19 protein-coding genes and 1 tRNA gene are annotated in these 23,446 nt (G+C 54.1%); 12 read left to right on the top strand and 8 right to left on the bottom strand.

What is annotated here, in order from left to right; translation table 11 throughout:
• Window positions 1–119 precede the first annotated feature (119 nt).
• From B152_RS0120270 to B152_RS0120260, 3 genes are all read left to right on the top strand, one after another.
• Window positions 120–1,511 (top strand): alpha/beta hydrolase, encoded by a 1,392-nt coding sequence (locus B152_RS0120270; RefSeq protein ID WP_157231200.1) that lies wholly within the window; start codon window positions 120–122, stop codon window positions 1,509–1,511.
• A 314-nt stretch (window positions 1,512–1,825) separates the two neighbouring features.
• Window positions 1,826–2,983 (top strand): tRNA 2-thiouridine(34) synthase MnmA, encoded by a 1,158-nt coding sequence (gene mnmA, locus B152_RS0120265; protein ID WP_026261749.1) that lies wholly within the window; start codon window positions 1,826–1,828, stop codon window positions 2,981–2,983.
• A 99-nt stretch (window positions 2,984–3,082) separates the two neighbouring features.
• A complete protein-coding gene (locus tag B152_RS0120260; RefSeq protein ID WP_020594282.1) occupies window positions 3,083–4,297 on the top strand; it encodes a winged helix-turn-helix domain-containing protein in 1,215 nt (404 codons plus the stop codon).
• Window positions 4,298–4,336: 39 nt separating this feature from the next.
• On the opposite strand, the gene B152_RS25665 is transcribed toward B152_RS0120260, so the two are convergent.
• Window positions 4,337–4,888, bottom strand: coding sequence for a DUF6653 family protein (locus tag B152_RS25665; protein WP_020594281.1), 552 nt, complete (start codon window positions 4,886–4,888; stop codon window positions 4,337–4,339).
• A 201-nt stretch (window positions 4,889–5,089) separates the two neighbouring features.
• Between B152_RS25665 and B152_RS0120250 the strand changes: the two genes are divergently transcribed.
• A tRNA-Met gene (locus tag B152_RS0120250) sits at window positions 5,090–5,166 on the top strand.
• Between the two features lie 76 nt (window positions 5,167–5,242).
• Here the strand turns inward: B152_RS0120250 and rtcR are convergent.
• A complete protein-coding gene (rtcR, locus tag B152_RS0120245; protein WP_026261748.1) occupies window positions 5,243–6,847 on the bottom strand; it encodes an RNA repair transcriptional activator RtcR in 1,605 nt (534 codons plus the stop codon).
• A 189-nt stretch (window positions 6,848–7,036) separates the two neighbouring features.
• On the opposite strand from rtcR, the gene B152_RS0120240 reads away from it, so the two are divergent.
• From B152_RS0120240 to B152_RS0120230, 3 genes are all read left to right on the top strand, one after another.
• A complete protein-coding gene (locus B152_RS0120240; RefSeq protein WP_020594279.1) occupies window positions 7,037–8,422 on the top strand; it encodes an RtcB family protein in 1,386 nt (461 codons plus the stop codon).
• A 193-nt stretch (window positions 8,423–8,615) separates the two neighbouring features.
• The gene (locus B152_RS0120235) at window positions 8,616–9,749 is read left to right on the top strand and encodes an alpha-hydroxy acid oxidase (protein WP_026261747.1); all 1,134 of its coding nucleotides are present in this window, start codon (window positions 8,616–8,618) and stop codon (window positions 9,747–9,749) included.
• Window positions 9,750–9,837: 88 nt separating this feature from the next.
• Window positions 9,838–10,260, top strand: coding sequence for a hypothetical protein (locus tag B152_RS0120230; RefSeq protein ID WP_157231199.1), 423 nt, complete (start codon window positions 9,838–9,840; stop codon window positions 10,258–10,260).
• Between the two features lie 38 nt (window positions 10,261–10,298).
• Here B152_RS0120230 and B152_RS0120225 read toward each other — a convergent pair whose 3' ends face one another.
• The 3 genes from B152_RS0120225 to tmpA form a co-directional block, all read right to left on the bottom strand.
• The gene (locus B152_RS0120225; protein ID WP_020594276.1) at window positions 10,299–11,135 is read right to left on the bottom strand and encodes an alkaline phosphatase family protein; all 837 of its coding nucleotides are present in this window, start codon (window positions 11,133–11,135) and stop codon (window positions 10,299–10,301) included.
• Window positions 11,136–11,232: 97 nt separating this feature from the next.
• A complete protein-coding gene (gene tmpB, locus B152_RS0120220) occupies window positions 11,233–11,811 on the bottom strand; it encodes a (R)-1-hydroxy-2-trimethylaminoethylphosphonate oxygenase (RefSeq protein ID WP_020594275.1) in 579 nt (192 codons plus the stop codon).
• Window positions 11,808–12,962, bottom strand: coding sequence for a 2-trimethylaminoethylphosphonate dioxygenase (gene tmpA, locus B152_RS0120215; RefSeq protein ID WP_020594274.1), 1,155 nt, complete (start codon window positions 12,960–12,962; stop codon window positions 11,808–11,810). Before tmpA ends, tmpB begins: the two co-directional genes overlap by 4 nt.
• Before the next feature lie 121 nt (window positions 12,963–13,083).
• On the opposite strand from tmpA, the gene B152_RS24560 reads away from it, so the two are divergent.
• The 4 genes from B152_RS24560 (at window position 13,084) to B152_RS24555 (ending at window position 15,830) form a co-directional block, all read left to right on the top strand.
• Window positions 13,084–13,965 (top strand): LysR family transcriptional regulator, encoded by an 882-nt coding sequence (locus tag B152_RS24560; RefSeq protein WP_020594273.1) that lies wholly within the window; start codon window positions 13,084–13,086, stop codon window positions 13,963–13,965.
• A 164-nt stretch (window positions 13,966–14,129) separates the two neighbouring features.
• Window positions 14,130–14,693: a DUF2589 domain-containing protein gene (locus B152_RS0120205; protein WP_020594272.1), complete on the top strand. Its 564-nt coding sequence runs from the start codon at window positions 14,130–14,132 to the stop codon at window positions 14,691–14,693.
• A gap of 13 nt (window positions 14,694–14,706) precedes the next feature.
• Complete coding sequence (locus B152_RS0120200; RefSeq protein WP_020594271.1) at window positions 14,707–15,345, top strand: DUF2589 domain-containing protein; 639 nt, start codon at window positions 14,707–14,709, stop codon at window positions 15,343–15,345.
• Window positions 15,346–15,668: 323 nt separating this feature from the next.
• Complete coding sequence (locus B152_RS24555; RefSeq protein ID WP_020594269.1) at window positions 15,669–15,830, top strand: hypothetical protein; 162 nt, start codon at window positions 15,669–15,671, stop codon at window positions 15,828–15,830.
• 3 nt (window positions 15,831–15,833) lie between these two features.
• On the opposite strand, the gene B152_RS0120185 is transcribed toward B152_RS24555, so the two are convergent.
• Complete coding sequence (locus tag B152_RS0120185; protein ID WP_020594268.1) at window positions 15,834–17,627, bottom strand: SLC13 family permease; 1,794 nt, start codon at window positions 17,625–17,627, stop codon at window positions 15,834–15,836.
• 364 nt (window positions 17,628–17,991) lie between these two features.
• Between B152_RS0120185 and B152_RS0120175 the strand changes: the two genes are divergently transcribed.
• On the top strand, window positions 17,992–18,948 hold the full coding sequence (locus tag B152_RS0120175; protein ID WP_020594266.1) for a calcium/sodium antiporter: 957 nt from the start codon (window positions 17,992–17,994) through the stop codon (window positions 18,946–18,948).
• Window positions 18,949–19,037: 89 nt separating this feature from the next.
• Here the strand turns inward: B152_RS0120175 and B152_RS0120170 are convergent, their stop codons facing one another.
• Window positions 19,038–22,175: an efflux RND transporter permease subunit gene (locus B152_RS0120170; protein WP_020594265.1), complete on the bottom strand. Its 3,138-nt coding sequence runs from the start codon at window positions 22,173–22,175 to the stop codon at window positions 19,038–19,040.
• Window positions 22,176–22,178: 3 nt separating this feature from the next.
• Entirely contained in the window at window positions 22,179–23,360 is a 1,182-nt protein-coding gene (locus B152_RS0120165; RefSeq protein WP_020594264.1) for an efflux RND transporter periplasmic adaptor subunit, read from the bottom strand.
• Window positions 23,361–23,446 lie beyond the last annotated feature (86 nt).

Here is a 23,446-nt window from a genome sequence, read left to right as displayed (position 1 = left end):
GTTAGTGTTCGGGGGCAATTGTCGCGTATTTTAGATAAATTTTTGCTATAGTGGTGATGCGCCGACCTGAAGTGACAAGCAAAACAAGTTCCTTTTGAACAGCATGTATAGAAAATCAGGTGAACAGAGAACGGTTTCATAGTTCTGCCCAGTGTCTTCCGCCCCCGCGTCCCTTTCCCATGGTACGGGGAACGATAGGGCGATATCTGGCGCGCCCCTGGTTTGATGCCCTGGCGTTGCGTCTGGGGGTCAACTATCTCTTTCCTTTATCGCGCATCCTCCATACAGCGATTGCTTGTGAGGGTGATGCGCGTGTCCTTGCTGACAGGCTTCAGCTTAAACAGGCCCTGCCTGACAGTTGTGATGATGCGCTGACCGAGGTCAGTATTCGTCATTATGTTGCCAAGTCTGCTTTTGAGCGCTGGAAGGTTGTCATGTTCGGTGACGATCTCAGCATTGCCGGACGGATTTTTTCAGAGTTGCGCCGCCAGGAAACCGCCCAGAGGTTACTGGAATCGGCTCTGCTGTTTCGTGATCTGCGCCGTCAGGTTGCCCCGATTGGCTGGGATCTGCCGACACCAAGAGATTTTCAGGAAAAATATGCTGATTTTCTCAAAGAGCCGGAAAAAGCCTTTGCTCCGCCCTCTGCCATGCCCCGGATGGTGATGTCGCATTCCATTCACGGGGTCTACGGGCGCGAATACTGGTTGCGATATCCCTCTCTTCTGGGAGGAGGGGAAAACTGGGTACGCTGTTATGAGCCTTTGACGGGCCTGGAGCCTGATGCACCGACCTTTATATTTTTGCAGGGGCTTGGTGTGGAACAGGATTGCTTCCAGGATCGGGAAGATCCGATTTGCGCCTTGACCGAGGCCGGATTTCGGGTTTTGCGGGTGCAGCAGCCGGAACATGCCTTTCGTAAAACCTCTGGCTGGTTTGCCGGGGAGAGAACCCTGGCCCGCGGTCCGATCGGGCTGGTCGAATTCTTTCGTCAATGGATCAGTGATCTGTCCGTCCTGATTGACTGGGTGCGCTGGCAACGCGGTGGTCCGGTCATTCTGGGGGGAGTCAGTATGGGAGCTCTGACCGCGCAGCTGCTCTCTACTGTTGCCTGGAACTGGCCGGACAGACTGAAGCCAGACGCGCTTTTGTTAATTGCCACCAGTGGTGATGTTATGGGGGTGTTGAAAAAAAGTTGCCTGACGGGTGCGCTGGGGGTGCCGAACCAGCTTCACGAACTGGGCTGGCGAGAAGAAGACTACACCCGCTGTTTGCCTTTTGTGCAGCCTGCCGGTCATTCCGTGGTTCCGCCCCATAAGACAATCATGATGCTGGGGCAGTCCGATGATCTGACTCCTTATAAGGGGGGGCTTGCTCTGGCCGATCGCTGGCGCGTCCCGCCGGAAAACCGTTTCTTGCGCAGAGGAAAAGGGCATTTCTCCCTGCTTATTGATTTGGTTCGGGACCCCATCGTTCTTCGCAGATTGGTTGATGTTGCCCAGGCAGACTGAGAATAAGTACCTTTTCAAGCCCGGAAAATTGTTGATTCCTGACCTTTACCAGTATGAATTACCCTGTATGCATTTCTTGCACAGGGCCTCTGTCGTCCAGACCATTAACAAAAGACAGCTTCTCTGTTAAGCTGCGCAAAATTCCGGAACAGGTTTGTGCTGGCTATGCCCGATTATCTTCCTCGGGTATTAAGGCTTGATTGCCAGTGCTGTGCGCCTTACATAGGCCGGGAGAGTAAACAGGCTTTGGATGTCAGTCTTTATCCCTTTTGAAAAATGGGCTGACAACACAAGACAAACGAGATGGCAGATCGATGAATTCTCTTGGCATAGATAAAGACCCCAAGGACACGCGTGTGGTTGTTGCCATGTCCGGTGGTGTGGACAGCTCTGTTGTCGCCTGTCTGCTCAAGGAAGAAGGTTATGACGTCATAGGTGTCACGCTGCAGCTCTATGATCACGGGATCGCGCTGGAGAAAAAAGGTGCCTGCTGTGCGGGGCAGGACATCTATGATGCGCGGATGGTCGCGGATCGTTTTGGTTTTCCCCATTACGTGCTCGATTATGAATCCCGTTTTAAACAGGATGTAATGGAAGACTTTGCCGACAGCTATATGCGCGGCGAGACCCCCATTCCCTGTGTGCGCTGTAACCAGAAGGTCAAGTTCAAGGACATGCTGGCCATGGCCAAGGATCTGGGCGCCGATGTTATGGCGACCGGGCATTATGTGCAGCGGATTGAAGGGCCAAACGGCCCCGAATTGCACCGGGCTTTTGATGACAGCAAGGACCAGACCTATTTTCTCTTCACCACAACGCCGGAACAGCTTGATTTCCTGAGGTTTCCTCTGGGCGGACTGCCTAAAACCGAAACCCGCGAGATCGCAGAGCGGATGGGTCTGTCGGTGGCCGACAAGCCGGACAGCCAGGACATTTGTTTTGTGCCGGACGGGTCCTATGCCCGGGTGGTTGAACGCCTGCGTCCCGGTGCACTGGACCAGGGCGATATTGTCCATCTGGATGGGACCGTTCTGGGGCAGCACGACGGCATTATCAAATATACAGTTGGACAGCGCCGGGGGATCGGGGTTGGCGGGACAGCAGACCCGCTTTATGTGATCCGCCTTGACGCCGAGAAGAAACAGGTGGTGGTTGGCCCGAAAGAAGCCCTGTCGCGCGATGTTATTCTGGTCAGTGAACTGAACTGGCTGGGCGCGCCACTCAGCGATCTTGGACGCAAGGTCTCGGTCAAGATCCGCTCGGCATCAAAACCCTCCGAAGCGACGATCTATCCCGAAGGCCAGGGCCTGGGGATGGGCGGTGCCCGGGTGGTGTTGCATGATCCCCAGTTCGGTATTTCCCCGGGGCAGGCGGCCGTGTTCTATGACGGCAACCGCGTGCTGGGCGGTGGCTGGATCGTCTCGACAGAAAAGCAGCCACTTGCCGCAGAAAAAGAACAGGGTGCCGCTTAAGACTGAAGGGCGAAGCCCAGCTTTTCATCTTGACTGGATTTTCTAATTTGTTCCTGTTATGTTCGGGGTGAATTCTCATCGCCCGCGAGCTTTTTCCTTATGCTTCTCCAGATATCAAATTCCCAGGCCCGCCGTCTGTTTATGTCCCGGCAGGGGCTATGCGATAACCCGACCTCCAAACAGAGCAGGGGGGCGCTGCTCGAATTGATCGAACGTATGGGCTTTGTCCAGGTCGACAGTATCAACACGGTGGAACGGGCGCATCACATGATCCTGTTCTCGCGCAACCAGACCTATCGAAAAGAAAACCTGAACGGCTTGCTGGAACAGGACAGAGCGCTCTTTGAGCACTGGACCCATGATGCCTCTGTCATTCCCACCCGCTTCTTCCCCTATTGGAGGCACCGATTTGAGCGGAATGAAGCTGCCTTGCTTGAGCGTTGGCGGAAATGGCGCCGGGAGGGTTTCGAAGAAAGTTTTGCATCGGTACTGGAGCATATCCGGGCCGAAGGTGCGGTTTTGTCACGGGATCTGCTGGCGCTTGAAGGTGGAAGCAAAAAGCCCAAAGGCAGCCAGGGCTGGTGGGACTGGCATCCGTCAAAAACCGCACTGGAGTTTCTCTGGCGTACCGGGGCGCTTTCTGTGGACCGAAGGGAGGGATTCCAGAAAGTCTATGATCTAACCGAGCGGGTATTGCCACCTTCGGTGACTGAAAAGAGAGTGATGGATGTTGATTTTCTCGACTGGTCCTGTCGCTCGGCGCTGGACAGGCTCGGTTTTGCTACAGCAGGCGAGTTGGCCGCTTTCTGGGACGGGATTTCTCCGGCCGAAGCAAAGGCCTGGTGCCAGAGACAGTTGGGGAAGGATCTGGTCGAGGTCGAGGTGGCTGGCGCAAATGGTTCCAGTTCGCGCCGGGTCTTTGCCTATGGGGATATCGAGCAGCAGCTGGAGCAGTTGCCTTCGACACCGGGGCGGGTTCGGGTGCTCAGTCCTTTTGATCCCCTGATCCGGGACCGCAAGAGAACCGAACGGCTGTTCGACTATCATTACCGGATCGAGGTCTTTGTTCCTGAAGCAAAGCGTCAGTACGGCTATTATGTTTTCCCGCTGCTTGAAGGGGAAAAGCTGATTGGCCGGATCGATATGAAACGGCAGGAACAGGCGCTTGTGGTCAAGGGGCTGTGGCTTGAACCCAAAGTTAAGTACTCGGCGGGCAGGCAGCGGGCGATAGAAGCCGAGCTCGAGAGGATCAGGCGCTTTGTCGGGCAGGACGGACTGCTGTTTGAAAAAGGATATCTGAAAGATACTTCCTGAGGGGGAGGATATTCGTCGAAAAATCAGCGGGAAGAAAAGTCAGTAAACCCAGTCGGCCAGTTCTGGATGGGCGTCGGTGGCATCATTGAACAGCCAGACCATGCGGTCACAGAACCACATCTTACCAACAATCATGGCGAGGGCAAAGAACATGGTCGGCCAGAAGAGATTCAAGGCAGCTGTTATAATCCCGCAGATAAAACCGATGCCCGCAAGTGCGCCGAGTAAACGTGTGGCTGTCCGGTGCAGGTCGAGAATTTCCTCCAGCCCGTTAAAGGGGACTTCTTTGAGCCAGACTCTCTCGCCGAAGGTGACCTGTGACGCCCAGGAATCAGTGTGCCGGGGTTTGGGGAAGGCACGCGGGTTGAGGTACATCCAGAAGGCAAAAGTCAGGATGAAAATACCGGCAAGCGTCCAGCCCCAGCTGCTGTGGCTCCAGACCGCCGGGAAGATCATCCAGCCGGTTGCCAGCCTTGACCAAACGCTTAAGGGGTGAGAGTGATGTTCCCAGGTGGTGCGGTTCATCGAGAATTTGATCGCCATTTCAGCTTTTGTCCGGTTGGTTATGGTAGAGAGAGTAATTTCTGCCATACTATTCATCAAGTTAATGTTGGGGGCTCTGGTTTCTGACAAAAGGGGCTTCTGCCCCGGTTTACGGAGAAAAAAATGTTTCTGGCCCTATTCGACTATTGACAGTTCTGTTCCGGGGCATTATCACCCTCTCACCACGCAGGAAGATGACGAATCAGGCCTGCGACAGTCAGATCAGACACGATGTGATTGTCACTCTGTGGCGGAGTAGCTCAGCTGGTTAGAGCAGCGGAATCATAATCCGCGTGTCGGGAGTTCAAGTCTCTCCTCCGCTACCATTTCTCTCCCCTTATTATCTTTCCGGTTTTAGGCAATTTGGCTCGTGTTGGTTCAGAGATATTCTGAAACTGATGTTCATTTCTGAATTTTTTCAAACATCAGATCAAAGCGCTGCAGGTACTTGCGTAAACGATCAGCATCGTTGCCGCTTTTTTTATTGTTGCGAGAGATCGCAAACAGGGTTCGCCCCGCGGCGCTAAGTGTTTTGCTCTGCTGGCAAACCGACAGCACGGTGCCGAGCTGTACCCTGTCAAACAGATCAAGCTGGTCGATCTGCTGTTTGTCCAGGTGGTGTTTCAGGAGATCGTCATTTGAGTTCCGGTTCTCTGCTGCGGCGTTCCAGTGTTGTTTTAGGCGGTCGATTTCTTCCCGGACAGTGGTTTCGTCGATCCGGCCCTTTGGCGCCAGAGTAGCCATACGGGTAATGGATGCGGAAAGATCCCTGAAATTTGCTCGCCACAGGGCTTCAGGCTCATGGGCAAAACTAAGATAAAGGTCCCGGGCTTCCTTGTTGAAGGTGATGTTGTCGCCCTCTTGTTCGGAGTAGCGCCGCAATTCAAAATCCAGATTGGGTTCAATGTCTTCAAGGCGGTCTTTCAACGCGGGGAGCTGAAAAGTCCAGAGATTCAAGCGGGCATAGAGATCTTCGCGAAAGCTGCCCTCTCTGACACAGGCGGCCAGATCCTTGTTGGTGCCTGCCAGAAGCTGGAAATCTGAAGTGCTGTCCTTGTCTGCGCCTACGGGGAGGAATTTCTTTTCTTCGATGGCCCGCAGACACATCGCCTGTTCATCCAGACCCAGTTCACCGATCTCGTCCATGAAAAGCACACCTTTGTCGGCTGATTTCATCAGGCCTGCGCGATCAGACTGGGCGCCAGTGAAGGCCCCTTTGGTGTGGCCAAAAAGCGTCGACATGGCCTGATCCCCGCGCAGGGTGGCGCAGTTGACCTCAATAAAGTTACCGGAGACTTGGCGACGGGCCTTTTTCAGTTCAAAGATCCGTTTCGCCAGCTGGGATTTCCCGGCCCCGGTTGGGCCGGTGAGCAGAACGGGCGCCTTGGAGCGGATCGCAACCTTTTCTATCTGGTCTATCATCAGGTTGAAGGCCGGGTTTCTGGTCGCGATACCTGACTTGAGGAAAGATGCGGCTTCGTCGCGTTCAAGGGCGAAACGCCTGGAGATTTCGTCGTAGCGCGAGAGGTCTAGATCAATGATCGCATGGGCCCCAACTGGACTGTAATCCCTGTCCGCTTTGCTGCGGGGGGAAAGCTGGAGCAGGCGGGCGGGGATAAAATGGGCCTCGGTCAGGAGAAACCAGCAGATCTGGGCCACATGCGTTCCGGTGGTGATGTTGACCAGATAGTCTTCCTTGTCCGGGTCAAAGGGATAGCTGCGGGCAAAGTCGTGCAGGACAGTATAGACCTCACTGAAGTCCCAAGGATTCTGCATGGGAAGGATATGTTCCCTGACTTTGGTATGAGGAGAGACTTCGGCAATGTCTTGAATGATAGAGCGGGCGAGATTGGCGGAGCGACCGCCCCTGATCAGCTCTAGGCGATCAACAGACAGTCCCGGTTGCTGGCACAAGGCAACCGAAGGGCGCCATCTCTCCCAGCGTTTGTCTTTGGCACCGGTATCAAGGGTTGTGCCAAGAAAACCAATGATCACTAGCTTTTTCATAATTTATCCCAAGTTATAATTTTTATATTATTATATACATAATTTTATTTATTGGAAATTTTGTCTTTTGGTCTGGTTTTGAAAATTATCATTTAAAATTAAATGGATATGGTGGAAATAACCTCTGTGACGTCAATCTGGCATGTAACTTGAAATATCTCTGTCATCAAAAGAAGAGAAAGTGAAAAAATGACTGAGAGTATTACAGGTCAGGATCTGATCGATGCGGGTTTCCCTACCGGAAAGTGGTTTGGCAAAGCATTGAGAGAAGCGAACGGAGTTCTGGAAGCTGGCGGCAGCTTTGAAATGGCGATCGAATTGGCGCGAACTTTTGAGCCTGCGCCTGCTGTGCCGTTAAAAGCGGTCGAGGCTGTAGACTTTCATCTGAACATTGAAGCTGAAACCGAAGATGAAACCGCGAATGTGGAAGCCGTAAAGCGCACCATGGCAGAGCTGATGCGAACACCCGTCGTTCGGTCCGGAGCTGTGATGCCGGATGCCTGTCCTGCGGGGCCTCAGGGGACGATCCCGGTTGGCGGAATCGCAGTTTCTGAAGCAATTCATCCGGGGATGCATTCGGCTGATATCTGTTGTTCGATGGCGCTGTCGGTCTATCCCGGAATTGCGCCTGCAGTTCTGCTGGATGCTGTGCATGCCGTCACGCATTTTGGTCCGGGCGGGCGTCCGCGCGGACAGCAGATTAGGCCTTCGGATGCTGTCATGGCCCGGTTTGACGCCAATCCTTTCCTACGGAATGTTGCGAGCAAGGCGATTGAACAGTTCGGTACCCAGGGCGACGGGAATCACTTTGCCTATGTCGGCACGATCAAGTCGAGCGGAGAAACGGCGCTGGTCACCCATCATGGGTCCCGTGCACCCGGTGCCCGACTTTATAGTGCAGGGATGAAACTGGCGGAGAGATATCGCCGGGACCTGTCGCCGGAAACCCTGAAAGAGAATGCCTGGATTCCTGCAGACACGCGGGATGGGGACGACTATTGGGAGGCCTTGCAGATTATCCGTGACTGGACCAAGGGCAATCATCTTGTGATTCACGATATGGCAGCAGACCGTCTGGCGACGTCGGTTTCCGACCGTTTCTGGAACGAGCACAACTTTGTCTTTCGCCGTTCGGACGGGCTGTTCTCTCATGCCAAGGGGGCGACACCGGCGTTTAACGGCTGGGCAGAGGACGCCACCGATCTGACATTGATCCCGCTGAACATGGCGGAACCCATTTTGATTGTTCGTGGCAGTAATGCGGCAAATGGTTTGGGATTCTCACCACATGGAGCCGGGCGGAATTTTTCCCGTACCCAGCACAAAAAGCGGCTGATGGGGCGCAGCAACGAGGAAATCTTCGCCGAGGAAACCAGAGGTCTGGATGCCCGGTTCTTTACCGGGCAGATGGATATTTCCGAATTGCCCAGTGCCTATAAAAACGCGGCAACAGTCCGAAAGCAGATCAGTCGTTATGGCCTGGCCGATATTGTTGACGAAGTTTTGCCCTATGGCTGCATCATGGCCGGGGACTGGCAGATCAATGCACCGTGGCGCAAGAAAAAGAGGTGGTGATATTTCCATAAATGTTTCGTATTAAATAATCAGCCCCGGCAAAAAGTCGGGGCTGATGTGTAAGTGGGGACTGCGATAATTAACCGCAGATACTGGTATACAAGTTTAAAGGCTGGTAAGTATGGTGACCAGTGCCCTGATGCTTTGGTTGTGACAGGGGAGTTTGATCGTTTTTGCGGGAGATAAAGGTATCATGGCAGCTGTTCTGGAAATCGCCGATCTGAAAAAGTTGGCCCGTCGCCGGGTGCCGAAGATGTTTTTTGATTATGCGGATTCCGGATCCTGGAGCGAAGGTACCTATCGGGCCAACGAAAGTGATTTCCAGAAGATCAAATTCCGCCAGCGGGTGGCGGTGGACATGACCAACCGGTCCCTGGCGACGCAGATGGTCGGGCAGGATGTTGCCATGCCCGTGGCGATTGCCCCAACCGGGCTGACGGGTATGCAGCACGCGGATGGTGAAATCCTGGCGGCGCAGGCCTGTGAGGAAGCGGGTGTACCCTTTACCCTTTCGACCATGTCGGTCTGTTCCATTGAGGCGGTCGCGGCAGCAACGAGCAAGCCGTTCTGGTTTCAGCTCTATGTGATGAAAGACAAGGATTTTGCCGGGCGCCTGATTGACCGGGCCAAGGCTGCGGGCTGTTCGGCTCTGGTCTTGACTTTAGATTTGCAGATCCTGGGGCAGCGCCACAAGGATCTGCGTAATGGCCTGTCCACACCACCGAAGTTTACGCCGCATCATATCTGGCAGATGGCGACAAGGCCGCGTTGGTGTCTGGGCATGCTGGGCACCAGCAACCGATCCTTTGGCAATATTGTCGGGCATGCCAAGGGGGTGAAAGATCTTCGTTCTCTCTCCTCCTGGACCGCGGAACAGTTCGATCCCAAACTCTCGTGGGAAGATGTAGCCTGGATCAAGGAACGCTGGGGCGGCAAGCTGATCCTTAAGGGTATCCTTGATGCTGAAGACGCCGTCATGTCCCTGCAAACCGGCGCAGATGCTATCATCGTTTCAAACCACGGCGGCAGGCAGCTTGACGGGGCGATTTCCTCTATCGAGGCTTTGCCCGAGATCGTGGCAGCCGTTGGCGACAAGGTTGAGATCCATATGGATGGCGGTATTCGTTCGGGGCAGGATGTGCTCAAGGCTGTGGCTCTTGGAGCCAAAGGCACCTACATCGGACGTCCTTTCCTCTATGGACTTGGGGCCATGGGCAAGGCGGGGGTGACAAAGACGCTGGACATTATCCGCAGTGAACTGGATGTGACCATGGCTCTTTGTGGCAAGCGGGATATCAGGCAGGTGGACAGCACGATCCTGCGTTAGGTCGGGATCTTTTGATCTGTTTGTGTTTGAGTTGCTCCGGCGGATCCGTTAAAGCTTTGACCTGTTCAAGTTTATGGAGAAATGTCTGTTGCCTCGCTACGATTTTTACATCGCCTATCTGCGCTTTCTGGCCAAGCGCACAGAACGGATCAACGATGAAGTGGCCGAGATGATGGATATTCTGGGCTCTGTTGCTGATCAGATCGAAGCCGGACAGGCTGAAACTGGTCAGGCAGAGACTGGTCCGGCAGAAGGCAAACCGGTGGCTTTCGTTCTTTCGGCAGTGCAGCTGCGTTTGGGGGCCAGAGCCCTGGCCGGGGTAGCCGGGTTCTTGCAAAAACAGATCTTGCCGGAAGTGGTGGCCAATCAGAACAGCGCGGGCGAGCGCGATGTGCGCTGGGTGATTGACACTTCTATGGCCCTGACGTCAAAAATCCTGATGCATGCGGAAATCACCAAAGATGCCGAGGAACTGGCGGTGACTTTACCCCAGCCGCCCACAGTTCATTAGGGGCTGATCTTTAGTAAACCAACTGTCAGAACAGTTCCCTATTTTGCAAAGAGGGGTGTTGCTTTCATGCTGTCGGGGATTGTTGCACCAAGGCGCTGTAGTACCGATGGGGCAATGGCCAGCTGATCAAGCAGACTGTCTGGCTTGGCGGTAATATTTCCCTGGCCGATATAGTAAAAGGCTACGTTGCGCATGATGTCTTCTGCGCCGCCGTGATGACCGTCTGCATTCATCCCGTGATCCGCCGTGACGATGATTTCGTAACCAGCCTCGAGCCAGCGGGGGATGCCGCGGGCCAGGGCATTGTCGATACGCCAGGTCTGGATGCGGTACTGGGATGAGTCGGCGGTATATCGATGGCCGAGGCTGTCGACCGATGAGCTGTGCAGCAGCAGGTAATCCGGTGCGTGACGGTTGATCAGCAGGCTGGCCTGGGCGCAGAGGTCAATTTCAGCCGGGGCACAGATATTGGTGCCGTTGTAGCCTTCCATAGAATAGAAGCGCCCGTACTGGATATTTTTAGTCTCGTCTTCGACCTCGATATGATCAAAAAGATCATAGGGACCGTTGTAGAGGGTATGGAAATAGGAGTGGGCAACTGCAGCGGTTTTGAAGTGCTGGTTGTGCAGGCTCTGGAATATATTGGGTACGATGGAGGGGCGCAGGGCTTCGTTGCCTGTTACGCCGTGGTCGATGGGGGAGAGGCCACTGTGGATGGTTTCATACATGGCGGCAGAGATGGTCGGCAGGGCTGCGCGCATTTTCCAGCGTTTGGCCCGGCCCAACTCTACCAGTCCTTCAAGATAACCGCATTGGGAAACAGCGGTGTCATAACCGACACCATCCATGATCACGAGGAGTATCTTGTTGCCCATCAGTGCTCGCCTGTCTTGTTTGTAAGGGGTCAGCAGTAAAATTCAACCTTGTGACCCCGGAGAGCTTAACACCGGGGGCACAAGGTCGCTGGTTTTTTTATCCGGCAAAGCCGTCAACGACGCGCTGGAGAATGGGGGCATAATATTCAAAGGGCGGTGTTGTTACCTTTGGATCCTTGCCTGCATCATCCCAATAGCGCACCTGGACGATTTCTTTCAGGTGCGGATTTTTTTGCATTTCGGTGATTTCCTCAGCGTTCATCGGTCCCCCCTGAAGGTTCAGGGTGTGGATGGAGGCATCGGAGAGTTTACCAAAGTAGCTGTCATCGGTGGCACAGAGATAGCGTTTTGCTGCGACATGCTGGCGGACACATTCGGTAATGACCGGCGGGAAGAAAGCCTGCAGAACGGCGGCTCCTGCTTCGTCGTGATGATTGTTGATCCCCTTGGCCAGAGCATCGTCGGGAAACTCGTTGGTGTAGTGGCCGATATCGTGGAGCAGAGCGGCGGCAATCAGGATGTCTCCGGCACCTGCCTGTTCGGCCAACTGGGCACCCTGAAGCATGTGTTCAGACATGGTGACCTGTTCGCCGAGATAGGAATCTGCGCCGCGACGGTGAAAGATATCGCCAATAAAATCAACGATGTTGTCTTTGTTTAAAATATCAAAAGTCATTCTGCTGCCTCCTGCATTTTTTCTTCCAGGGCGGCAAGGGTCGAGAGCAGCCCGTCCTTGTCAGCGTAGCAGCCTTGAAGCCAGCGGGTTCCGGCACCGGAGAAGCCTTTTCGGGCGTGCAGAACGCGGGTGTTGTCGACGATGAAAAGATCTCCGGCTTTCATCTTGAAGGTCACTTCCATCTCTGGCCGTTCGATGATTTCTGCCAGTTTGCGGTAAGCCCAATAATAATCAGCCATAGAATCAAAGGGGATATCGGTATAGGGAGCTGAAGAACGGTTATTGAAACGGATGGCGATCAGTTCGCCATCGGGGCCGAGTTCGATCATCGGACGTTTGGCGCGCAGGCGGATATCGTCGGCACCGGCATATTCAAAGCGTACGGGGAAACGGGCGAGAAGCTCAAAGCTCTCCGGAGATTCCTGTCGCAGAACCTGAGCGGCTTTGAAACCATCGACCACCATGGACTCGCCACCATCGGCAGAGTTTTCCAGGCAGGCGAGAAGTTGCAGTGTCGGAACCGGATCGCGGTAAGGGTTGTCGGTATGTGCCTGAAGCCCCAGGCCGGTATAGGCGAGGTTGACCGGGTTGATCTCGGAGCGGACCTCGAACCAGCGGCCATAGTTGGTTTCGCGGATGTAACCGAAGAGTTCCGCCACTTCGCAGAGGCTGCCGCTGTCTGTGGACAGGCCGGTCATGATGGCAAGACCATAACGTCGTACGCCCTCAAGCCAGTGAGCAAGGGAATTTGGGTCAACTTTGGCCTGGGTGAGGTCAACGGTCGGGACCGAGGCATTGAGGCCAGCGTCCCAGGGCGTGATATGGTCCGGGCACCAGCCGCGTTCTGTGACAGCCGGGGTGTCATAAATCCTTTTGCGCAGCCAGTTGCCGGAGAAAACCAGTTCTTTGTTTTCTGGTGCCATACGCAGATGCAACTGGTCTCCTGCACCGATTTCGGCGGAAGTCATTCTGGTGTTGGCAGGAATATCGAGGATGGTGATCAGGCGCTGACCATTGCCACTGGCCCGGGTTTCCGGGTCCTGGGCATTGTCTCTGAGCCAGATCGCATGAAAACGGGCGGTTTTCCCATCGCTCCACTGCAGGCAGATGGCTTCACCGTCCTGAAGGATACCAGCGGTTTCCAGTGACATTTCTCTCTCCGTAAGGGCTGTTTTTAATAATTGACTCGATTAGTCACCTAAAAAGCAATAAGAACAATAAATATAAAATAGGTCTTTGACCCTGTTATAATTATGCCTTGGGGATAACATATTGTCTTTATTGCCACCTCTGGATTGGCTGAAAACCTTTGAGGCGGCAGCCCGTCACGAAAACTTCACAGAAGCTGCTGATGAACTCGGCCTGACCCAGGCGGCGGTCAGCCAACAGATCCGCAAGCTTGAGGCGCATTTCAAGGTGACACTGTTTCACCGTCTGGCGCGCGGGGTTGAGCTGACGGCGGAAGGGGATGCTTATCTGCCCTCGGTGCGTTCTGCCATCCACGCCCTTGCCCGCAGCACCGAGGATCTTTTTGGTAAAAAAGGCTCGAAGGTGGTCACCATTGCCTGCCCGGCGTCAATCGCCTCGCTCTGGCTGGTGCCGCGGTTGCAGTGGATTATTGCGGCGCGTCCCAAGATTTCTCTCTCCGTTGCCGCAATCCACCGCCCGGCGGATTATGAGGCGATCAAGGCAGATATCGAGATCCGTTTTGGCAATGGCAAGTGGGACGGTAAAATTGCAACCCATCTGTTTTCCGAAGTTCTCTCGCCGATCTGTGCGCCCTCTCTTTTGGCTGGTGTTCCTGAAGGAAAGTGGCGCAGTCTGCCCTGCATCCGACTGGCCGGGCGGCGCAGTGGCTGGTCTGAATGGGCAATTGAAGCCAAGATATCGCCACCGCGTAAAACCGCGATCCGTTTTGACAGCTTTATCACGGCACTGGATGCAGCCAAAGCCGGGGTTGGGGTCCTCTTGGCCTCGCTGCCGCTGAGCGAAGCCGCGCTGGCAAAACGTGAGGTTGTCCGCCTGTCGCCAGTGGAGCTGGCCATGCCGATCGGCAACTGGCTGGTGCGTAATCCGGAAGTGCAGATGCGGGCCGAGGTCGAGGAACTCTGCCGCCTGATATCGCATTCGGTTACCCGTGATCCGCTCCTGTAACTTATTGTAAAGGGAGAAGCTGTTATACATCTGACGCTCGAAGTATCCTTCCGAACCGGGATAAATTCTGGCGATAAGGGATGCATTCATATGGTTGTGACTAAATAGGTTTGATATCCCATGGGTTGATGTTAACGTTATGTTAACCAACCTGGAGGGTCAGCTTGTCTCAATCTCTTCAAAACCTTCTCGAAGGGATTTACTCTTCGGTTCTTGAAGCCCGGCGCTTTGTGAACATGCAGCATCTGAAGCTGTTCCAGTCCTATTTCGAAACCAAAGTGATAACGGATCCGGACACGGGCGACAAAATTGAGATCTATGTCCCCCGTCTGGTTGCGATGGCCACGAGCAAGGGAGTGGGGGATCAGGAGACGTTCGAAATATTCGAAGCTGCTGCGGTGACACTGGTGCCAATGTCTACGCTGTCGATTGATACATTGGAAATTGAATTTGAGACCAAGCTGACCAATCTGGATGTCACCCCGACAACCAAATCATCCGATGAAGATGCAGCTACGAAAGATAAATCGGAAGACGACAGCGGTATTATCCGGCGGACGATTGATGATCTGTTTGGAACGGCGTCCGAAATTACCATTATGCCCAAGGGCGATGGTTTTCAGTCCTCTACTTCCCCGGCCAAGGTGAAAATCAACTTTAAAATGTCAGATCCTCCAGAAGGTGTCAGCCTGATTCAGGAACAGCTACTGGATTATCTGAGAACATAAGGAGAGCAGACAGATGGCAGATGACAAAACACCCGCCAAAGGGAGTGGCGGATCAGCAATTGGTAATGAGCTGGGCAGTATTCCAATGGAATACCTGATTGCTGCTCCGCTGGCGGCATCGATCAAAGCGCAGAAGCAACTGGGGCACGAGATGGTCAGCTTCATCAACATGCTGGCCTACGGGGAAGAAGGGACGCCGAAAACAAAAGGGGCAACGCCCAAGGATATTCTGAGCTTGCCGATGAAGCTTGAACGCCCTGTTACCGGAGACGATGGCCAGATTTCGGTGCATTCACTTACCGTTGCTCCCCCCGTGCTGGGGCTGGTGCCCATCCCAGCTCTGTTAATTGACAGCGTTGATATTAATTTTTCGATGGAAATCCATACGGTCGATACGGCAAAAAGCAGTTCATCGGCAGAAGTGGAAGCGAAAGCCAAGGCCGAAGCCAACGGGATTTTTTATAGCGGCAGCCTTGAGGTGACAGGAAAAATGTCGGCTCAACGTGAAAATACCCGCTCGACGGACAAGACAGCCAAATATGATGTGACTGTCAGAGCGACACAGCAACCTCCGACTGAAGGCATGTCAAAGCTGATGGATTTGCTGGCAAGTACCGTTGAGCCAATCAAGCTGGAGAAGAGCAAACCCTGAACTGATATCTATATAAAGGGAAAGCTGAAATGTTAAGGTGCACGCAATGCAACGCAACGTTTGCTGCGGGGACCTGCCCGCGGCACCCGTCAGCTCGAGCGACAAGATTTGGAATTAAATCGGATGGCAGTGTGGATAGCCCCCCGCAGTCTGCTCAACCCGCCCGGCAAGGCCGTCAAGCCCGGCAACCTCTTCCTCCCCAGTCAGCAAGTTTCAATCAGGGAAGACCGCAAGGCGTAAATTTGCGGGTCAATCGGAGAGTCCTGCAAAGCGCGATTGACCGTCGTCATGTTCAAGACATGAGAGGAGGAGGTTTTGGCTGGATGACTGTGCGAGGGGATCGGCTACATGCCTATGGATACCGTGATGAAAGTGGCGACTTTATCGTCAATGGCATCGCTGCTGGTGCCCATGGTGCCGCAAGGCGACCCCAGCTTAACCGTGCACAGGCTGATTCTGCATTACAGGAATTGTTCCGGCGCTGACTGTTATTCGACCAGCAAAGGCCAGATGTAGGGGATTGTGAAAACTGTTGTCACCCCGACGACAATGTTCATCGGGATACCGATCTTCAGGAAATCAGAAAAGCGATAGCCTCCGGCGTTATAGACCAGCGTGTTGGTCTGATAACCCAGCGGTGTGGCAAAGCTGGCGCTGGCGGCGAACATGACGGCGACGACAAAGGGGCGGGGATCAAGGCCGAGTTGTGCCGCTATTCCGGCAGCAATCGGGGCCATGAGGACGGCAACGGCGTTATTGGTTACCAGCTCGGTCAGGATCGAGGTGACTGCATAGATCAGGGTCAGGGCGAGCAGGGGGGATACCGTGCCGAGTAGAACGGTTAGCTGCCCGACAATCAAACCAAGCGCGCCGGAACCTTCAAGGGCAGCACCGAGGGTCAGCATTGAGACAATCAGCAGCAGCAGACGGCCATCAATGGCACCAACACCTTCATCTGCATCAATGCAGCGGGTAAGAAGCACAACAGCAACTCCCAGAAGGGCGAGGGGAAGGATTGGTGCGATATCCAGTGCGGCCAATAGAACAACACCGATCATGCTTGCCAGAGCAATGGGGGCTTTTGTGCGGCGGAAGGCGCGCGAAGCTATCGGGGAGAGCAGGATCAGGCGCTCTTCCTCTTCCAGCCGTTTGATATCCTCGGTCGACCCCTCCAGTAAAAGGGTATCTCCGACCTCCAGCCGGATTGTCTGGAGTTTCTGGTCCTGCAGGGTTCCCTCGCGGTGCAGGGCCAGAGGGTAAACACCAAAATGGCGTCGCCATCTCAGTCGGCCGAACATTCTGCTTCTTGCCCGCGTATTGGGGCCGACCAGGGCTTCGACCACGACGGATTGCCGGGCTTTAGATGCCTCTGCTCCGGCAATGGAGGCACCCTGGGCGGTTCCTTCGCGAAAGCCCATGATTTCTGCATCAGCAGTCTTGATTACCACCTGGTCTCCGGGAGCCAGCCGGGTTGTTTCCAGGCTGTCCCGCAAAGAGAAATCTGCGCGGATAACATCGACGACCAGTCCGCCACCTCGACGGAAAGCATCGACCTGAAGAGGAGACTGTCCAACAAGTGGAGAACCGACCGGGATCAAAAGCTCAGCGAACCACATACGCTGTTCTCTTGCTGCTTCGGACAGGCTGGAGTTTTTGCGATCGGGCAAGAGTTTCGGGGCGGTGAGGGCGAGAAAACTGCCGCCGACCAGAGCAACAATGATGCCCAACGGAGCGATTTCAAAAAGAGTAAAGGGAGCCAGGCCGATTTCCCTGGCGACACCATCGATCAGAATGTTGGTTGAGGTGCCGACCAGAGAGCAGGTTCCGCCGAGGATGACCATAAAGGAAAGCGGCATCAGCAGCCGGGATGAGCTGGTGTTGGCATCCCGCGCCAGACTGATAACAACGGGGATCAGAACCATGACAACCGGGGTATTGTTCATAAAGGCCGAGATGCCGGCAGCCGCACAGAAAAACAGACCGATGGTCAAGAGAGGGCGGCGCTTTGCCTGTGCGCTGAGACGGACAGTTGCGGCCTCCAGCACCCCTGTCCGGACCAGTGCGGCACTGAGGACAAACATGGCCCCGATTGTTGCGGGAGCCGGGTTGCCAATGGAGTTGAGTACCTGTTTTGTGTCGACCAGTCCAAGAGCGAGAGCTGTTGCTGCCCCGGAGAAAGCAATGATTTCCGGGGATCTTATTTCAAGAAAAAACAGCAGGAAAACCCCGAGCAGCAGGAACAGGGCGATGTAAGGGGCGCTGGCTCCCAAATCAACAAGCATGGAAGGTTCTTTCTGCTTTTTTCATGCCTATTATTCCTTTTCCAAACAGGATCTCAAGCTCATCTTGGGGTCCAGCCCCGGTGTGGCGGCTGGAGACACAAAACGCGTGCCGGAAGTTCAGACGATACATAACGAATCCAGACTTGTGGATGTAGTTGTGTCCTGATGAAATCTACTGTGTCTTCTCCCGGGCGTCACAAAATATATATTTTCTGGGCAGACTTGCTTTTAGCCCAAACTCTCCCAATTCATGGGCTGCAGCAGGAGGAGGCATAACGTGCGATCCCCGTTCTTCCAATTTCAGTGCTGATGTACTCCTCGTTTGATTCAATCTTATCTAATCTGCTGCGGAAGGCTGGTTTCCATGCTTACATTTGCCGGAATTGTTGGTGGTTTGATATTGCTGGTGGCAGGTGGTGATCTGCTGGTGCGCGGAGCCTGTTCACTCTCTCTCAGGCTCGGTGTTTCTCCCCTGTTGATCGGCTTGACGGTTATTGGCTTCGGGACCTCAACACCGGAACTGGTCACCAGCCTGCTGGCTGCCTCACTTGATCTGCCCGGCATTGCAATTGGTAACATCGTCGGCAGCAACATCTGCAATATCCTGCTGATTCTGGGTGTTTCTGCGATCATCTATCCCCTGGTGATCTCTCGCGCGGCTTTCTTCCGCGATGGGGCTGCCCTGGTCATTGTGACTCTGCTTTGTGTTGTTGTTCTGCTGACGGGCTATCTTGAGCGCTTTTGGGGGGCTGTGTTCGTGTTGCTGCTTCTTGCCTATATTGTCCTTAGCTATCTGAAAGAGAAAAGATCATCTCCGGAGGGAGGTTGCGGGCAGGAAGTCTCTGCTCAGGATCAGATTTCCCAGATGAGTATTCTGAAAGCGTCTCTGTTCACAGTGGGCGGGATTGCCCTGACTATTGCCGGGGCCAAGTTTCTGGTCGATGCGGCTGCAGGGCTGGCTGTGGAGGCAGGGATATCGGAAGCACTGGTCGGTGTGACGATTGTCGCGATCGGAACCTCGTTGCCTGAACTTGTGACCTCGGTGATTGCAGCGCTGAAGCGCCAGACGGATCTGGCCTTGGGGAATGTTATCGGCAGTAACATCTATAACGTGCTGGGTATTCTGGGCATCACGGCCCTGGTTCAGCCGATTACCGTTCCCGATGAGATTGCGGGCTCTGATGTCTGGGTTATGCTGGGGGCGACACTGCTTCTGATCGGATTTTCTGTTTGGGGCTGGAAACTGAGCCGTTTGAAAGGCGGTGTGTTACTCGGTTGTTACGGCGGATATCTTGGTTACCTTGTTGTGCCGTTGCTGTAGATCAGAGGCAAAGACGGTTTCATCTCTGATCTATTTGAGGAGGGAGATCCCTTGTCTCCCTCTCTTTATAGTCAGCTTGAGGCGGTTCGTTATGTTGGTTCCGGCGGGGCAGGGTCGTTGGCGTCATTCTGGCCAACCCCAAGAAATGCACGCCTGAAATCTTCGGTAATCGCAAGGAGTACCGGTACCAGAATCAACATGAGTGCCGTCGAGAACAGCTCGCCATAGGCCAGGGAAACCGCGGCAGGAATAAGATACTGTGCCTGCTCGGAAGTTTCGCTGAGCAAGGGAGTAAGACCGATAACTGTTGTGGCTGTCGTCAGGAAAATGGCACGGAATCTGCCCAGACCAGCCTGACACAGGGCGTCAGAAGCCGCTATGCCTCTTTCGCGAAGCTGGTTATAGCTGGTTATCAGGACGAGACTGTCATTGATGACAACACCTGTCAGAGCCAGCATCCCAAAAAAAGACAGGACCGAGAGTGGCAGATCCATAATCAGATGGCCGAGCGCCGCAGAGACAAATCCCAGCGGTACGATGGCAAGAATGATAAATGGTTGCCAGTAGGATTTGAGTGGCACGGCCATCAAGACATAAATCATGACGGCAGCAAGCAGCAGGGCCTGTTTCATTCCCCCCTGTATTTCACCGATTTCTTCCAGCTCCCCTGCCTTTTTGACCTCCAGGCCGGGATAGCGGGCGACCAGTTCGGGAACAAGCTGTTCAAACACCGCCTGGGCAACTTCCTCGGGGGCGACCAAAGAACGGTTTATAGAGGCAGCGACTGTATTGACCAATTTTCCGTTCTCACGATGTATGGTGCCTGAGACGTACCCTCCCCTGATCTCGGCAACAGACTGAAAGGGGATCCAGTTTCCGTTATTACTGCGCAACCGGCTTCGCAGCAGGTCGTCGATGCTGTCGCGTGTCTTGTCCGTGTTCTGGGCGATAACCTTGAGTTCTGTGCCGTCCCGCATGATTTTCTGAACCTCGGCTCCGCCAAAGGCATTGCCTATCTGGGAGGCCAGCGTCTCTGTGGTAAAGCCGAGATGTCGTGCTTCGGGTTTGACTCGGATGTCCAGCTCGGGCTGGCCCGGGGTCAGGCTGTCGCGGACATTGTTTACACCATTGATCCCGGCCAGAAATTCGCGCAGATCTTTACTGGCTAAAGCAAGAAGATCAGTATCTTTTGCATAGAGGCGCAGAAGAAAACCCCCGGCGAGTTCTTCCGAACCTGTGAACTGGAGCTGGGTCGCGCCTTCTATTTGTCCTGTGCGTTGGCGCCACTGTTCCATAAATTCTATAATCCCGAGATCAGGGCGTTCTGAAACGGGTGTCAGCTCGGCAAAAAGCTGTGCTGTACTTGTATCCGATATGATCAGAAACATGGAGCGTACGGGAGCAGCTTCCAGTGATTTTTCCTGCTGGAGGGATTTGCTGAGCTCTTCTCCGATAACCCGGATGCGGTCGAGGTTGTCTCTGGTCAGTCCAAAGGGGGCGCGGGCGTCCATTTCCAGATTCACAGTAATGACCTGTCCGGGGACATCAGGGAAAAAGACTGTCCTGATCTTGCCAAGGCCGATCAGACCGATCCCGAGCGTGGCCGCAGCGATAAAGAGTACGAGGGTGGCATAACGGTGCCTGATGGCACTGACGAGCAGTGGTGCATAGATTCTGTCGCGAAATTCCAGCAAGAGATGCTGGGTGGTTTGCTGTATTCTGGCCCAAAGCCGACCCGGAAAGAAACGGGGCTGCTGGTGCAGGTTTGTATGAGCGAGATGGACCGGGAGTATAAATTTGCTTTCAATCAGAGAAAAGACCAGGGCAAAAATGACAATTCCGGAAAAACCGGCAAGAACTTTTCCCAGAGGATTGTCCAGCAGCAGCATGGGGAAAAAAGCGGCGATGGTCGTCAAAACACCGAATACTGTTGCGACGGCAACTCTCTTGACCCCCTTTTCGGTGGCAAGAAACGGATCTTGAGCCGATTGACGTTCTTCGAAAACACTTTCCCCGACCACCACGGCATCATCAACGAGTATGCCAAGCACGATAATCAGGCCAAAGGTGGTGACATCGTTCAGGGAGTAGTCGACCCACTTTGAACCGGCAACGGCCAGAGCACCCATAAGGGAAACGGGAATGCCCATGGCGACCCAGAATGCCAAGCGTACATTCAGAAAAAGCGAGAGAACTAAAAGTACCAGCAAGAGACCCTGGATACCGTTGTCTTTTAAAAGGCCCAGCCGTTCCGCGATATAATCTGCGCTATCGCCCCAAATCGTGAGTTTAATGTCGGGTGGCAAGCGGGTCCTGAAAGTTTCAACAACGTCATGAACCACTTCTGATACCCGGAGCAGGTTTTCCTTCTGGCCGATCAGAACCTCCATACCGGAGGTCAGTTCACCATTAAAACGAAACAGATAGTCTCCTTCTTTGAAGTTGTCCTGGACTGTGGCAATTTCCCCCAGAAGAATGCGGGTACCATCTGTGCGCTCAACAACCGGGATTGCGGCATATTCTGTTGAAAACCTTGCCTGGTTATCAGCTTTCAGATAAATAGTCCCGCCTCTTGTGCGCAGGACACCAGACTGGAAATTCAGCGAATTTAACCTTATCCGGGTGACGACATCGGCAACCGTGAGGTCGTGGCGCTGGAGGATTTGTGGATCGAGTTCAATCTGCATTTCCCGCTCATACAGCCCCCAGATATTCATCCGGGACAGTTCAGGGCGCGAGAGAAGCTCCTCGCGCAGGAGTTCGGACAATTTTTGCAGAGTTACTGGATCGGTCTGGCCATGGAGATTGAGATAGAGTGCCGGAAAATCAAAACCACCGTCTTCTATGACGGGGCGTTCTGCTGCTGAAGGGAAATCTGAAATGCCATCTATCCGCAAGCGTACCTTGTCCAGGAGCTTTTGCAGGTCCTGTCCACCACTGCGACGCAGGGTTACAACCGAAATATCGTTGTTTGATTGAGAGCTTATACTGCGAACACCCTCGAGACCTTCGAGTGCTTTTTCGATCTTCCGGGTTATCAGTTCGTCAATCTGGGCCGTGGATGCACCGGAATAACTGGTTGTAATGCTAATGCTTTCCGGAGGGATGCGCGGAAAGCCCTCAATGCGAATTGTGGTCAGTGCCAGCCAGCCAAGGAACAGGAAAAATGCCATCATCAGGTTGGCGGCCACGGGATTTTTGATGAACCATCCGGTCAGGGAATGCATGACTTATTCCTCCTTTTCCCGGGCACGCACTTTCAGGCCGGGCAGAAAAGAAACCAGCGGGGTGATCGCGAAGCGCCAGGAGGTCTCCCCGACTGGTGCCTGAATGATAATACGGTCATTTCGGCGCGAGAGGACAAGCGGCTCGAGCCTTTGCAGGCGGTCCTGCTTGTCGAGATACCAGAGATATCCGTCTTTGGTGAGGGAGGAGGCCGGAATATCCAGAGCTTCGGAGATGGTTACACCGGGGAGGGACAGTTTGACAAAATCGCCGGAAAGGACCTTTGAGGTGTCTGCTTCTTCTATATCAAGAAAGATTTTATACTGGCGAGTGGCTTCATCCAGAAACCCGCCGCCCCGACGGATCCTTGCCAGCGCGATTACTTCGCCGGCTTGCCCTGTTACCTTCGCTTCCAATCCGGCAAAGGGTTTCTGTAGCAGGGTCCAGTCCCGTCTACCAATCTCGGCCTCCAGCTCGAACCTTGTGTTATCAACCAGCATGACCAGGGGATCGCCCTCATTCACCATCTGACCGGGGCTGACAAAACGCCGGGTTACAAAAGCAGGGAAGGGGGCAAGGATCATTGTATCATTTAGCTGTTGTCTTGCTGCGCGGACGCGGGCTTCTGCCGAGGCGACCAACTGCTTGGCAATTTCCAGCTGGGGTATTTTCAGAGCAAAATCGTTCGGTGCTTTTCTGCTGCTGCGCTCGAACTCTTTCTGGGCAAGGTAGTTGGCGTTCTTTGCTTTCAAAAGTTCGAGATCAGCTTCCTTGCGGGCCAGATCAGCGGCAGAAAGTTCGGCAAGATAGCGGCTGTTTTCTATTTCAACAAGCGCAGTGCCCTTATCAATGACTTCACCGGCAAGGGCGCTGTTGTGGACCCGGTTTATTTTCCCGGATACTGCAGCCCGCAGCTCGGCAGACCAGCGCGGGCGTATTTCTGCAAAAGAAGTTATCTCCAGAGTTTCCGGTCCGGTCTGAACCAGTTCAAAGGAAACCAGTGGTAACGGGGCGAAGGTTTCTGTTCTGGCGATATCGGCGGTGTCTTCCTCCAGGGCAAGCAGGAAAAGTACCCCGATCAGCGTTATCAGAGAAATGGTTATCCATAACCACCGTGCATGTGGCTTGCCTGCGCCGAGTGGCTTGGTTATTCCTTCATTGGGAGCTGGCGGCGCGTTGTCAGTCATTATGCCCTCAAAACATCAGTTGCATGGATTCATGATACACCTTAACAAAAGCGAACGTTCGTTCATTTAATTAAGATTGTCTTTGT

The organism is Kiloniella laminariae DSM 19542, assembly GCF_000374005.1.
In the GTDB taxonomy this organism is placed as follows: domain Bacteria; phylum Pseudomonadota; class Alphaproteobacteria; order Kiloniellales; family Kiloniellaceae; genus Kiloniella; species Kiloniella laminariae.
This window is presented reverse-complemented; position numbering and strand designations above follow the sequence as displayed.

Coding starts and splice junctions, on each gene's coding strand:
- B152_RS24555 (WP_020594269.1), top strand. CDS start 15,669: ATGACTGTGCGAGGGGATCGGCTACATGCCTATGGATACCGTGATGAA.
- rtcR (WP_026261748.1), bottom strand. CDS start 6,847: ATGAAAAAGCTAGTGATCATTGGTTTTCTTGGCACAACCCTTGATACC.
- B152_RS0120200 (WP_020594271.1), top strand. CDS start 14,707: ATGGCAGATGACAAAACACCCGCCAAAGGGAGTGGCGGATCAGCAATT.
- B152_RS0120185 (WP_020594268.1), bottom strand. CDS start 17,627: ATGCTTGTTGATTTGGGAGCCAGCGCCCCTTACATCGCCCTGTTCCTG.
- B152_RS0120175 (WP_020594266.1), top strand. CDS start 17,992: ATGCTTACATTTGCCGGAATTGTTGGTGGTTTGATATTGCTGGTGGCA.
- B152_RS0120240 (WP_020594279.1), top strand. CDS start 7,037: ATGACTGAGAGTATTACAGGTCAGGATCTGATCGATGCGGGTTTCCCT.
- B152_RS0120235 (WP_026261747.1), top strand. CDS start 8,616: ATGGCAGCTGTTCTGGAAATCGCCGATCTGAAAAAGTTGGCCCGTCGC.
- B152_RS0120260 (WP_020594282.1), top strand. CDS start 3,083: ATGCTTCTCCAGATATCAAATTCCCAGGCCCGCCGTCTGTTTATGTCC.
- tmpB (WP_020594275.1), bottom strand. CDS start 11,811: ATGACTTTTGATATTTTAAACAAAGACAACATCGTTGATTTTATTGGC.
- B152_RS0120170 (WP_020594265.1), bottom strand. CDS start 22,175: ATGCATTCCCTGACCGGATGGTTCATCAAAAATCCCGTGGCCGCCAAC.
- B152_RS0120225 (WP_020594276.1), bottom strand. CDS start 11,135: ATGGGCAACAAGATACTCCTCGTGATCATGGATGGTGTCGGTTATGAC.
- B152_RS25665 (WP_020594281.1), bottom strand. CDS start 4,888: ATGGCAGAAATTACTCTCTCTACCATAACCAACCGGACAAAAGCTGAA.
- B152_RS0120165 (WP_020594264.1), bottom strand. CDS start 23,360: ATGACTGACAACGCGCCGCCAGCTCCCAATGAAGGAATAACCAAGCCA.
- mnmA (WP_026261749.1), top strand. CDS start 1,826: ATGAATTCTCTTGGCATAGATAAAGACCCCAAGGACACGCGTGTGGTT.
- tmpA (WP_020594274.1), bottom strand. CDS start 12,962: ATGTCACTGGAAACCGCTGGTATCCTTCAGGACGGTGAAGCCATCTGC.